Annotated in this window: 7 protein-coding genes; 1 reads left to right on the plus strand and 6 read right to left on the minus strand. The window is 52.6% G+C overall.

The genetic code is table 11. The features are described from left to right. Positions 1 to 48: 48 nt before the first annotated feature. The 5 genes from JC200_RS10900 to JC200_RS10920 all read right to left on the minus strand — a co-directional run bounded on the left by JC200_RS10900 (position 49) and on the right by JC200_RS10920 (position 7,247). Positions 49 to 2,631: a PAS domain-containing protein gene (locus JC200_RS10900; protein WP_274436278.1), complete on the minus strand. Its 2,583-nt coding sequence runs from the start codon at positions 2,629 to 2,631 to the stop codon at positions 49 to 51. Positions 2,632 to 2,836: 205 nt separating this feature from the next. Continuing rightward, positions 2,837 to 4,030, minus strand: a complete 1,194-nt coding sequence (locus JC200_RS10905; protein WP_274436279.1) for a YncE family protein — start codon at positions 4,028 to 4,030, stop codon at positions 2,837 to 2,839. Between the two features lie 166 nt (positions 4,031 to 4,196). Beyond that, positions 4,197 to 5,153 carry a M56 family metallopeptidase gene (locus JC200_RS10910; protein ID WP_274436280.1) on the minus strand — a complete coding sequence of 319 codons (957 nt, stop codon included), beginning with the start codon at positions 5,151 to 5,153 and terminating at the stop codon, positions 4,197 to 4,199. Continuing rightward, on the minus strand, positions 5,137 to 5,529 hold the full coding sequence (locus tag JC200_RS10915) for a BlaI/MecI/CopY family transcriptional regulator (RefSeq protein WP_274436281.1): 393 nt from the start codon (positions 5,527 to 5,529) through the stop codon (positions 5,137 to 5,139). The genes JC200_RS10910 and JC200_RS10915 overlap by 17 nt, the downstream gene beginning before the upstream one ends. 143 nt (positions 5,530 to 5,672) lie before the next feature. Beyond that, complete coding sequence (locus JC200_RS10920) at positions 5,673 to 7,247, minus strand: ATP-binding protein (protein WP_274436282.1); 1,575 nt, start codon at positions 7,245 to 7,247, stop codon at positions 5,673 to 5,675. Between the two features lie 173 nt (positions 7,248 to 7,420). Between JC200_RS10920 and JC200_RS10925 the strand changes: the two genes are divergently transcribed. Next, complete coding sequence (locus tag JC200_RS10925) at positions 7,421 to 10,591, plus strand: DEAD/DEAH box helicase (RefSeq protein WP_274436283.1); 3,171 nt, start codon at positions 7,421 to 7,423, stop codon at positions 10,589 to 10,591. 237 nt (positions 10,592 to 10,828) lie between these two features. Here JC200_RS10925 and JC200_RS10930 read toward each other — a convergent pair whose 3' ends face one another. Beyond that, the gene (locus JC200_RS10930) at positions 10,829 to 12,436 is read right to left on the minus strand and encodes an RNA-directed DNA polymerase (RefSeq protein WP_274436284.1); all 1,608 of its coding nucleotides are present in this window, start codon (positions 12,434 to 12,436) and stop codon (positions 10,829 to 10,831) included. Between the last annotated feature and the right edge of the window lie 429 nt (positions 12,437 to 12,865).

Consider the following 12,865-nt stretch of genomic DNA (forward strand, 5'->3'; position numbering starts at 1 on the left):
GTGAGAGAAGACGTGAGAGAAGACAGTGCCTGACCTGCGCCGTATTATTTACAGTTGAATCCCCTCAACGCCTGATTCCCCGTGAAGCGGCAGAACAATCCTCACAGTCGTACCGACGCCCAGTTGGCTCGAGATGTCCATCCCGCCATTGTGTGCCGTGACAATCCGGTGGCTCACCATCAGACCAAGACCCGTACCGCGCTCCTTAGTCGTAAAAAATGGCTCACCGAGCTTCCGCAAACTGTCTTCCGGGATGCCTTCCCCTTCATCGACAAAGTCAATCTGCAACTTCCCGTCCATCGTGGACCCTTTGATTTTTACGGTACCACCAAGAGGCATGGCCTCAATCGCATTTTTAATCACGTTGATAAACACCTGTTTGAGCTGACTCGGGTCACACAACACGAGCAGTTCACCTTCCGCAAAGTCGAGTTCAAGCGATACACTTTTCATCACCGACTGTGGGGTAACGAGCGTGATCACCTCTTGTAACACCAACTCAATGTCATGCGGTTGGTAGGTTACACTCTGCGGTTTCGCGAGCACGAGCATCTCGTTTAAGATCATCTCAATTCGGTCCAGTTCACCCAGCATGATAGTAAAGTAGCGGCGGTTGGGCTCGCGCGACTTCTTGTGCAAAATCTGCGTGAATCCTCTGAGCGCTGTCAGCGGGTTGCGCACCTCGTGAGCGATGCTGGCCGCGAGTTGTCCAACAGCAGAAAGCTTTTCCGATTGCAGCAGTCGTTCGTTTGTTTTCTCACGCTCTGTGATGTCGCGGAACACCACCTGCACGGCTTTACCGCCCATGGGAGTACTCACAACTTCGAGGTAAAAGACCTCTCCGCTCAGTTTGCAGAACCGCTGGTCGGCGAATCTGACAGTCTCTCCGCTGTAAAGAGCTTGGACGTTTTGTGCGTACTGCTCGTGGTAATCAGGATGGACAAAGTCGAGGACGCGCCGACCTACCAGTTCTTCCAGTTGCGCTGCCCCAAACAAGGCGAGTCCTGCCTTGTTCAAATACGCCCATATGCCGTCTTCAATGACGCCGATGCCGTCGAGGGAGTTCTCCACGAGCAGTTGATAGCGTTCGTCGCTCGCCGCCAACTGCTGTTCAAGCAAGCGCTGCTCTGTGATGTCCTGGAACGCACCCACCATCCGGACGGGGACCCCGTCTTCGTCGACCATCATTTCACCTTGCGAGTGCAAGTAGCGAGTCGAGCCGTCATTCGTTCTGACCACGCGAAAGATGCGGTCGAAATGAGTGCCTATATCAACTGCCTTTTTCACACTTTGCGCGACCAACGTGCGGTCTTCAGGGTGAACCCTTGCGAGAAACTGCTCGTAGTTGATGACCCCGTTTTTCTCGATCCCCAAAATGTCACGCGCCTGCTGTGAGTAGACAATGCTGTCGCATCGCAAATCCCAATCCCAGTGCCCGAGCTTGGCGATTCTCAGCGCGTGCTCGAGTGACTCTTGCATGTGCATCTCCTCCGACACATCTCGCGACACGGAGATAATGTGGACTGCGTTTGAGCCGTCTCGGCGCACTCTCGTCTTTGTCTCAAACCAGCGGTAGTTGCCGTTTTTGTGCCGAACTCTCGCCGTCACGCTGCCCTCTTCTGAACCAGACGCCATCACCTTGTGATACTCGCTTACCACCCTCTCCACGTCGTCTGGGTGACAAAGGTGACTTGCGGATTTACCCAGTAGTTCAGCGGGTTCGTAACCAAGGGTGGAATGAATGGACGGGGAAACGTATAAGTACCCGCTGTCCGCCAAGCCGTAGGTGATGATGTCCGTCGAACTCTCAAGGATCATGTTGTAGAGTTGTGTGGTCTGAGATAGCTTTTGCTCAGCGAGTTTGCTCTTCGTGATGTCTCTCACAATGCTTGCCATGCCAACGCTGACACCAGCGTCGTTGCGAATCGGCGAGGTTGTCATATTCACCCAAATCAACTCACCATCGCGCCGCTGCATGGTCAATTGCACATCCTGTACGTACTTGCCTTCATTCTCTATCGCGCAGATCGGCGCTGCATCGGACGCAGCGTTGGCTGGGTTGAACGGAAAGTGTTTGCCGATGAGTTCCGCCTCCGAGTACCCAAGAATCTGTTCAAAGGCGGCGTTAACTTGAGTGACGTAGCCATTTACATCGAAGATTGCGATGCCTTCCGAGCTGTTATCATAAAACGATTTCAGTCGGCGCAGGTTGTCTTCCGCCACCTTGTCATTTGTCATATCCACGATTTGGGCGATTAAAAACGGCAAGGGTTCAGAATCCTCCACGACCGAGGCGATATGCAACCTGCCCCACAGCGTTTCGCCTCCCTTGTGCAGGTATCGCTGCTCCATTTGCAAAGCAGAGATCGATCCACTGAGGAGCTGCTCCCGATACATAATCGATAAAGGTACATCTTCCGGGTGGGAAATCGCTGTGAAGTCCATGTCACACAACTCTTCTTTGTCGTAACCAATGAACTTACAAAATGCTTGATTGACATCGAGGAATTTTCCTTCTCGACTCACTAACGCCTTTGGAATTGGAGAGTAATTGAATGCGATTTCGACCAGCGTACGTTCACTTACCGCTTGCCCATTGTATGTATGAAAGTAATTCTCTGCGCCCGACAAAAGGGACCCTCTCTTTCAGATAATTCATGTTTGCACGCTTGATACTACCATAGAATATTTCGGTTCAAAATATACTTTTGAGTCGTCGACAAAAGCTGTCAAAAGTCGTAACAAAACAAGTATTTCTGCAACAAAAACTGCTGCGCCCATGACAAGCGCAGCAGTTTTTGCCCTTACACCACGAATTTCGCCCGATTTAGTTGTCCTAGTCGACCACAGCCCAGCGGTTTGCCTGTACTCCATGCATCGTGGAGACGACCTGGCCAGTTGCAAGCGACACGGCAACCGTCTCCTTTTTGTTCTCGACTGTTACGTAGGCGTATCGGCCGGACGAATCAATCGCCAGTCCGCTTAGCTTCGACCCCGAACCGACTGGAATGTTCTTCTCAAACATGTTCGTTACAGCGTTGTACGCCATGATGTCGCCGCTAAACGACGCGGCATACACCGTCTTCCCGCGTGGACCGACTGCGAGCTGCATGAAGCCTCCCGTAGAGCCCATCATGTTGCTCGGGCTGAATCCACCACCTTGTGTTTCGTGAATGGTTGCCACGACCTTGTTGTCCTTGGTATTCACAACTGTCATAGCTCCCGTCGTCCAGTTCGCCAGCCACAAGGTGTGGCGCTGCGGGTCGTAGACAGAGTTTTCGACCTGCCCGACCGGGATGGTCCCCATCTGCTGACCCGTCTTCAGGTTGATCACCGCGGTGTCAGCCGCCCCGTTCCCCGACAGGTACGCCGCACCGCCCGCAACCGCTAGTGTGTTGCCCCCCTGTTTCACCTGCCACTGCATCGTGTGGCTCGGCAGGGAATAAGCCGTCACCGAGCTGGCACCTGTGAGGAGGAGAAGTTTTCCCCCGTCTGCGATGCTCGCAATTCTAGCGTTCTGCGGCGTCATAAAGTGGCCCGTGACCATTCTCGTGTTGAGGTTGACAACGAACGTTTCGCCCTGCAGTGTCGGGACATACGCCGTGTGTCCTGAAATGGCCGCCTGCAGGGAGTTCGCCCCGGTCGACAACGGAACATTCGTCACCATGGCCTTCGTGACGTTATCGATGAAAAATCCACCTGACCCAGAACCCATCATCGGACTGGCTGAAGGGCCGACGAGCAGGTCACCGATTTGCAGCGGCATCCCAGCGGAGACTGTCCCTTTCATCAATCCTGTGCTGCTGCCCATCGACCCAACCGCGTTGCCCGTCATGCCAGACGAGTTACCTTTGCTGTTCGCCGCATTGCTCATACCGCCAGCGGCGTTTGACATTGAAGTATTGGTCGTGTTCCCCATCGCCTGTTTGCTCGAACCCGAGGCCGCTTGGGCGGACACAGCGCCACAGCCAGCCAACAGGCTCCCCGCCAAAACGGTCGGGACAATCACGCTTAGCCAACGCTTATTCATCGAACCGTTCCCTCCTCTGACTCTACGTAGGCACTGATGTCGCACGCCCCACAAAATACGGGGGCGGGTACTTATACTACACAGTGTAGTATAAGTACCCGCCCAGATCAACACAGTTTCCAAGGCTGCCCGCGACGCGCGGTCAAAACACAATGCGGAGATTGCGTCAGTGGCACCAAATAACTAAGGCTTGAATCATCGTCAAAGCCACAGCCAGCGCACTTGTCAACAGCCGATTGCGCATTGACGTATCGAACAGCTGAGGCGCACGTCCTGTTTCCAAAAACTCAACGCGCGCCTCCACCAACCCAGTTAGTCCCGCAGACCAAGTTTCCACCTCCGGGTAACCCGGTCCGGTAGCAGTGGACAACAGGGCAGACAACAGGGGTGCATCGTCTCCGCCAAAAGCCGCCAGAGCAGCTTCATCCGCCAGAATCTCCCGCCGAATGAGATAGCGACTGTAGAGCGCGTCCATCCCAAGCGGTCCGAGAGCGTCGCGAAGAACCCACAGCAAGGACTGCTGCAGCGGATCATACGATTTTGCATGTGCCGCTTCATGGTGCATAACGGCCACCAAAGCTTGCTCGTCAAGCGTCTGAAGCAGGCCCGTCGAGAGCACGACGGCGGGGCGCAACAGTCCACAAGTGAAAGCTGCAGACCGGCCGTCCTGCAACACATACCACCGTGCGAGCGGCGATATAGCGCCAGGTACCGACAACCTTTCGGAGAGGTCCTTTAGTTGTGGACGCAGAAGCTCGTCAATGCTTCGTTGGCGCTGCTGCCAGCGGACGACCGCACGGACAAGCCGGTACCAGAACACCATCGCAGCACCAGCACTGAGGACGGTGATTGCCCACAGCCACAGTTCCACGAAACCTCCGGATTTTGTCGGCATCATGCGCAGCCACAGTAAATGACGAATCGAACTGACAAGCACAAACCCTGTCGCCCCCGCCGTCGCCAATGCTACGGCTAGACCCAACAACGAATATGTATAACCTCGCAGCAGCATGCAGAGGGACCGCAGTGACGCGAACCTTTGCACCTGCTTCGGGCAGGCTCGTACCTGTGGCAGACTATCTGACCGGACCTCCATCCGCTCGACACTACGGCTGTTGTTCATGTTCGCGCTCCTTCTTCGCGCGACGCTGTTCGAGCAGTCGCTCAAGCTTTTCGATCGTCTCCGGCTTGATGCGCTCGATGGTGTCCACAAAGTGTGCGAGTCCCACGTCACCGGACTGCGACAGCAAATCAATGGCAGCCTTTGCAGCTCGCTGGCGCGCCGACTCTTCCGTTGGTTTGACTTCATATAAGTAGTGCCGTCTTGTTCCGGTGCGGACTGCGATTCCTTGGTCAACCAGACGATTGAGTACCGTCTGCACAGCGCTCATGGAAATTTGGCGCTGTTCGCGCAGAGCGCCACACACTTCTGCGAGTCCGGATGAACCGCTCTCCTGAAGAATAAACAGTACTTGCTCGCGGAGGCTCTCTCTTTCCATACGCGTCACCACCTGACCGCATTTTACTACGTTGCGTGGTAAAATGACCAGCATGGGCTGAATGAATGATTCTTCCATAGCCCTGATGATGTCTGTGACTCCGTGGCAAATTTTTGTCGCACCGTATTGGATGGAAGAGACGTTTACACTTGCATTCCAATCACCGGAGCCTTGCCGTGGAGCGCGTTCTGCAGCGCTTGCTGCAAGGTTGCCTCGACCTTAATCCGCTTCGCCAATTCACAGTCTGAATGCAGCAGCCGTCTTGCCGTCTGCGCATTCATACCAGTGAATACAGCCTCGCAACCAAGCAGCGTGGCACCCAACAAGATTCTGTCCAATTTGCCCATGTCAAGGTCATCCGCTGTGAACGTGCCAGATAGATCAATGAAAATCTTCCTCATACCGCTGGAGTGCAGTTGCTCCAGAAGGCGTCCCTCGATCAACTGCAACCGAGCATTGTCCAACGTGCCGACAATTGGGAGCACGCCAATCCCGTCCAACAACGGGATGACTGGCACCGTTAACTGCTCTATCATCGCCTTTTGCGTGTTCAGCACTTCTTCTCGGTATTTCGTAAAACTCACGTTGAAATGAATAATGAAAGTATCGAGTGCCTCAGATGTTCGGTCTGCAATCGCAAACACACTCGCAGCGTCAACGTTCTTGGGCTCGTAGTACCTTTCAAGGAACATCCAAATCACCTTGCGCAGTGCGTAGAACCACTCCATTTTCGAAATGATCGGGATATCCGACTTTGCCCAAGCGGTGCCGCGCTCCTGCGCGAACTCGACGATATCCTGTGTGAGGTCCTCGTGGATCAACTCAGTGATTTGCCGTGCGTGATTGAGCAGGTCCTGTTTGGTGACAAATTTGGATTTCGCAACAACCTGAAACGTTGCAGGCGCCTGTTGTTCCAACAGCTCAGCAAACCGCTTTTGGTTAATGCGAAAAAAATCCCGAATGTCATCGGCATGTTGCAGTACAACATCAGTCACGTGTGTCGTACCTCCATCCTCACCCTGATGTATCGGAGATATCGGGAAACGGATCGTAAACGTGGTACCTTCCCCGAGCTTGCTGCTGACCTGCACCGTTGCCTGGTTCTCATGCAGCACCGAATACACCTGTGTCAGTCCCATGCCAGTACCTGTGGTCTTCGTCGTGAAAAAGGGCGTGCCAAGGCGCTGAAGGTCTTGTTCTGCAATTCCGACCCCAGTGTCTCTGATGGATAACACGACTGTGTCGCCCGTCCGGTAGTGTTCAATGGTGACCGTACCCGAACCTTCGATTGCTTCACTCGCGTTCTTGATCAAATTAAACAGTGCCTGCTTAATCTGATTGCGTTTCCCGCGAATCCGTGCGGCTCGATCACTCCACTTCTTTTCAAACTGAATTTCGTATGTATTGTGTTGAAAGAGGGCTAATACGTTCTCCACTTCAACACACAACGGAAAGTCGGTCGCTGCTTCTGAATCCAAGGCAGGTTTGGACACCGCCAACAGGCTCTGGACAGTCACCAGAGCCTGGTTCAACTCAGAGAATACGACGTCCCAATGTTGATATTCATGTTCTTCTCTGAGAAGTGTCAGGAATCCCAGCACTGTAGTCAGCGGATTGCGAATCTCGTGCGCGATGCCGGCCGCGATCTGCCCCACTGAGGACAGTCTATCCCGGAGTTCCTCTTCACGGTCTCGCGCTTCCATGTCGCGGTTTGCCATGCAGACAGAGCTCCCCCTATTTCTTCTGTGTCGCTTTAAAACTGCAATGATTATAGCACGCACTTATGCCCCAAGGGGCATCCTAGCAAGCCGTCAATTGTCCAAATTGTCTATGCTAGAATAGAGTATGATACCGCATAGCCGCATACGTTGGCCAAAGGAGACACGCGCCATTGCTCCCGACAGGACTCTACGAACAGGTCATCAACCGTCTCATCGCGAATGCACTGAGCGAACTGGATGACCGCGACTTCCACATACAACGCGACTACCTTGACGACGCCGAGTCCGCGACCACGCTCGCGCACTACATGACCGACGTCATCGAAGCTGGCCTACGCGCTTTGCCTACACAGGACGCCCTGCAACGGCGCATCGCCATCTGCAACCAACTGATTGCTTTGCTCGCCCGCGAGACCGGACAAGCCTACATACAGGACGACTACACCATCGCGCCCGACGCCGAACTGCTGTTGGCACTGCTAGACAAGCGCAATACTGCACTTGGTGTCAGTCGTCGTGCCCAAACGAACCACATCCCCCGCCCGGAGACGTCTATTGCAGAGACGTCGCTCTTCACAGGTGCACCACATGAACCGAGCATGATGGCGGAACTCAAGAAGGAAATCACGACGAGCGACCGCATCGACATGCTCGTCTCTTTCATCAGGTGGAGCGGGCTGCGCCTCCTGATGGACGAGTTGCGAGAGTTCACACAGACGGGACGCTTGCGCATCATTACCACTTCATACATGGGCGCAACCGACATCAAGGCAATCGACGAGCTGCGGGAGTTGCCAAACACCGACATCCGTGTCTCCTACGACACACACCAGACCCGCCTGCACGCCAAAGCGTACATTTTCCATCGGAAGAGCGGCTTTTCCACCGCCTATGTCGGGTCATCCAACGTCTCAAAAGCTGCCCTGATGGACGGCCTCGAGTGGAATGTGAAGGTGGCGGCGAAGGACCTGCCGACGACGTTTCAGAAGATCACGGCAACCTTCGACGGTTACTGGCACGACTACGGATTTCAAGCGTATCACGCCGACGAGCGTGCAACGTTTGTCGCAGCCCTTCGCGCCGAGCAATACAAGGGGGCAGGTAGCGATACGTCGTTTGCGTTCGACATCCGCCCCTATCAATACCAACAGGAAATCCTCGACAAACTCGATGCTGAGCGACGCATCCACGGCCATCTTCGCAACCTCATCGTGGCGGCGACTGGGACGGGGAAGACCGTGATCTCGGCGTTCGACTACAAGCGCTTCTGCACGGACACTGATGGTCGCATGCGACCAAAGCGGCTGCTATTCGTCGCGCACCGAGAGGAGATTCTCAGGCAGAGTCTCGATTGTTTCCGCGGCATCCTGCGCGACCCGAACTTCGGCGACCTGTTTGTCGGCGGATATGAACCATCGAACCTCGACCACCTGTTCGTGTCGATTCAGACTCTCAACTCTCGGAGCCTTCTACAGGCAACTACGCCAGACTACTATGACTTCATCGTCGTCGACGAGTTCCACCACACAGCGGCGAATAGCTATCGGGATCTATTAAATTACTATCAACCCGCCGTCCTGCTCGGTCTGACCGCCACACCAGAGCGCCTCGATGGTCAAGACGTTACTGCGTACTTCGACCACCGCATCGCTGCTGAGATTCGGCTGCCGGAAGCAATTGACCGCGGCCTGCTCTCATCGTTCCAGTATTTCGGCGTAACCGACACTGTTGACCTGCGCACCTTGCATTGGCGTCGTGGCAGCTATGATACAGCGGAGTTAAGCAACCTCTACACTGACAACCGCCAACGTGCGGACCTCGTCGTTCGGTCGCTGCGCCGTTACGTCACCGATGTCGACCAAGTCATTGGGCTTGGCTTCTGCGTCTCCGTCCATCACGCCAGCTTTATGGCGGCCTTCATGAATCAGCACGCTATCCCGTCGATTGCCCTCCACGGCCAGTCCTCCGGAGAAGAGCGCCGCGATGCCAAGCGACGCCTGACCAGCGGCGAACTGCGATTTATTTTCGTGGTGGACCTATACAACGAAGGTGTTGACATCCCGGAAGTCAACACCATCCTTTTCTTGCGTCCGACGGAGAGTTTGACCGTTTTCATGCAACAGCTTGGCCGTGGCCTACGCCTTTCCAATAAGAAGGAATGCCTAACGGTTCTCGACTTTATCGGTCAATCGCACCAGAGCTACCGATTTGAGGAGAAGCTCGCCGCACTGCTGCGAAACACGCGCCGGTCCGTGCAGAAGGAAGTCCAAGACGGCTTCCTAAACACGCCGCGCGGCTGCTTCATTCAACTGGAAAGACAGGCCAAGGAGTACATCCTCGACAACATTCGCACAGCCATCAGCACGAGGAGAGGCCTTGTCAGTAGAATTGCGGCGTTCGCAGAGGATTCAGGTCGTGACCTGACTGTCGCGAATTTCGCCGATTACTACCACTTGACGATGCGTGACTTGTACCGTGGTCAGAACGCACCTAGTTTCGCCCGGCTCTGTGTGCAAGCGGGCGTGCGTGACTCATTTTCAGATCCCGACGAATCTACGCTCGCCAAAGCTCTGCCGCGGATTGCAGCCGTCAACTCGCGGCGGTGGCTTGCGTTTTTGCTAGGTGTCCTTGACCGTAGATTGGACCCGCCTCCGGGCACCTGGAGTGAACCCGAGTACCAGATGCTGCTGATGTTCCACTACACGGTGTGGCAGAAATCCGTCGTACAGTGTGGGTTCTCGTCGTTGGCGGAGAGTGTGGACACAGTGCTCAATAACCCCGTCCTGTGCGGCGAGATCTGTGACATTCTTCACTACAATCTCGAGCACATCGACTTTGTCGACGAACCTGTCAATCTCGGCTTTGACAATGTTCTCGACCTGCACTGCACGTATTCGCGCGATCAGGTACTTGCCGCGCTTGGGTTCTATGCGGAAGATAGGATGCCTGCAATGCGAGAAGGCGTGAAGTATCTCGAGGACAAGAAGCTCGACTTGCTGTTTATTACCCTGAACAAATCGGACAAGGACTACTCCCCGACCACAATGTACCAAGACTACGCCATCAACGACGTGCTGTTTCACTGGCAGTCACAGAGCACCACGCCCGCCGATTCGCCGACAGGTCAGCGGTATATCCACCACCGGTCGACTGGCAACCGGGTCGCCCTGTTTGTGCGCGAGTACAAGTCAGATGCGTCCGGTACGACACCGTATACATACGTTGGGCTTGCAAACTACGTCCAACACACTGGGTCACGCCCGATGAACATCACGTGGCGGTTACAGAAACCAATGCCTGCGGCTATGATGAGACAGGCAAATCAGGTGGTGGTGGGGTAAGAACGCTCGCTCTTGGACCTAATCAGCACGCCTGATAACACACCTAAAAATTCTCTATATTCCATAATGTGGGTTGTATCTAGTCGAAACGTCTTGATGTGGGGATTACACTGCCGTGGCCATCGACATTTGACCTTCTCTGATGCTTCCGGATTGGTATTTTCTTTCCCAGCCACGTTGCAATCTCCGTAACGCACATGGTAATCAAGAGAAATTACAACACACCATATAGTAACATTATTCATAAACACCGAACTTAGTGTACCCAGACCGTCTGACGATCAGAGGTTCTATATCGTTATCGGTGAGCGAGAACTGCATAAACGGCTTGTCAAATTCCTTGGCGTATTCGATGAACAGCATTAGAAGTTTATCTTTATCGGTTGGCCAGCGGACGAGATTTAGCCACTGTTTAATTTCATCAAGCTTGTGCTGTGTCGCCGTTGTGAGGATCCGGTGGCCGAAGAAATCGTGCAGAGGATAGAAATGAACACTAAGCAAGAAATCCCTACCGTTTTTGTAGGCCTCCTTTTCACTGGGCTTCCCATCCAGATACTTTTCCACCACTGCGCACGCCAACTGGTATATGCGACCATTAATCAATTCACGAACTGCCTTGTACCGATACACCCTATCATAAGAACTAATATAAAATGCTAGACAAGAGAGGGTAAAATATCCGTCGTCCACCTTCGTGTACGAAAGGAGGACCTCCTCCGGCAAATCCTTCTTGAAACGCCTCATGAAGATCAACAGGTTCAATAATTCTTGATTGTAATGCGAATTGTATTTTAGCAACTCGTAAGACTTTTTATAGATCAGGTTTAAAACGTGTTGCATATCCTGAGTTGCTGCGTACTTGTATAACTTCGTCATGAAACGAACATAATCTATGACGTGTTGAGCGGTAATAGAGTAAGACAAGGTTGAATGAAGAAGGTCGACGAGAGCAGATAACAGATAAAGTTGGATGTTTCGGTCGCATTTTTGCATGATCGAAAAAACTTCCTCGAATCTCGTTCGGAAAGAACTGTAAACATAGGAGACAATATGATCAGTCTGATCACCGTGAGATATAATGAATCCTCTTAAAGATTCAATAAATCCACTGTGCAACCTAGATAGCAGCTTGTACTGCCAGTTCTTGTTTGCCACCTCAGCGCCGCGTAAACGGGCCAGTAAATCATTCAGACTACCAAAGAACTCGCGGACTACAGCTCTTACACTTGGAACCCATGACCGTGCTCTTAGGAAGGGCCTTTTCTCCAGTTGAATTTTCGACTCGTTCAGCTCCATCTTAAACAGACGGAGTACCCTCTCGTACTCTAGCCGAACTTTGTGGCATGTTGACTCGTCAATTCCGAAAATAAAGATGTCGTCGACGTACCGGGCGACTTCATAGTGATGTTTTTGGATAAGCCCCTGTCTTTCCAGATCTTTTAAAACGGTGACATCTACACGCATTAATACTATCTCAGCCACCCAACGTGAAAACTCTGGGCCGACTACTATACCATTGGTCTCCCTGTAATTTGACATTTGCATAACCTTGTCGAGGAGAGAGGATACGCGTTCATCGTACTTTTGAAGCTCCTTGGCAACATCTTTATCACCTACATACGCCCAATCGATGCTATGTGTATAGAGATGATCAAAGCAGTTCTGAATGTCGATTCTGTGCAGAAATGAGTATTTAGACTCTAGGCGTCTAAAATACCTCGATCTATAGAAACTTGTTATCTTTGAAAACCTGCTGATTTCAAAATATCCTTCCACAACGTAATCTGCGTCATTGTTCTTATACTCCTTCTCTTCATTTAGCCAGAACATAAGTTCATCATGCACTTTCTCGTCATTTGACTTTACAGAATCCCGTTGAATAGCAACTGGGTGCCGAATCGAAAAAACGTTGTAGTTCCGATAGTAGCCAAGTAAGTCGTCGGAGTGCGTATCGATAAATTTCTGCATTTGTAATTGAGCGAGCGGGTGCAACAGAGACAACCCACGCATTGACTTTTCGTTCTTCCAAACCGAAAACTGATACGGAACGCTCGGAGACAATGTCTTTGACTTAAGCTCAAGTGAATCAAATCCCGTACCTTTATCTATCTTGATCCCACATTTGATGAAATCGCAAAGTGCCTTGTTTGAATAAATGATCGGAATCTCGCTTGGCAGAGTATCCTTTAATAGAAATACCTTTGAATCAACCCTCAAACGTATCATCTCACCTTCACGGATGTTACAATTATACATGGAAACATTGGGGGCTGG

Origin of the sequence: Alicyclobacillus sp. ALC3, assembly GCF_028751195.1 — a bacterium.
Lineage (GTDB): Bacteria > Bacillota > Bacilli > Alicyclobacillales > Alicyclobacillaceae > Alicyclobacillus_L.